The following is a 567-nucleotide window of genomic DNA, read 5'->3' on the forward strand; positions in this document are numbered from 1 at the left end:
GCGCTGCACGAGGCGCTGTGGTCCTTCTTCGAGCCGGTGACCAACAAACTCGACCGCGAGCAGTACCGGCAGCTGCTGGCACCGAAGTTCGTGAAGGACAGCGGCGGCGAAGAGTACGACGAGCGACAGAAGCTGCGGGACGAGAGCGCCGTCTGCAAGCACAGCCCGAAGGCGGTCACGGCGGCATAGAAGTCGTCCCGCAGCTTCTTCGAGGACCCGCGCTTTTCCGAGGCGCTGATCGCCCGGTACAAGGCCGACCTGCGCTTCTTCGCCGAGCTGCGCCAGACCGCCCGCCGCGATGCCATGGAGACGGTCGATTACAGCGTCTACGAAGAGCAGATCCGCAAGCTGGTGGACAGACAGGTCATCGGCACGGAGGTGCGAGAACCTGAAGGCGTCTATCTGGTGCACCAGTTGGGGCAAGCAGAAGACCCACAGGACTGGTCCGCGGACAAGACGCGCAACGAGACGGACATGATCCGCACCCGACTGCGCAAGACCATCGAGCAGGAGCTGGCGGACGACCCCTATGCGCAGAAGGTGTTCGGCGAACTGCTGCGCCAGGCC

At 64.6% G+C, this 567-nt stretch carries 2 protein-coding genes; both read left to right on the plus strand.

From position 1 onward, the window contains the following. Window positions 1-189, plus strand: a 189-nt coding sequence (locus tag NS331_RS27030) for a hypothetical protein (protein ID WP_206597370.1), incomplete at its 5' end; no start/stop codon positions are given. A 114-nt stretch (window positions 190-303) separates the two neighbouring features. After that, the coding region (locus NS331_RS27035; protein WP_206597371.1) for a hypothetical protein at window positions 304-567 on the plus strand (264 nt) is incomplete at its 3' end.

This window comes from Pseudacidovorax intermedius (assembly GCF_001476815.1).
GTDB classification, from domain to species: domain Bacteria; phylum Pseudomonadota; class Gammaproteobacteria; order Burkholderiales; family Burkholderiaceae_C; genus Xenophilus; species Xenophilus intermedius_A.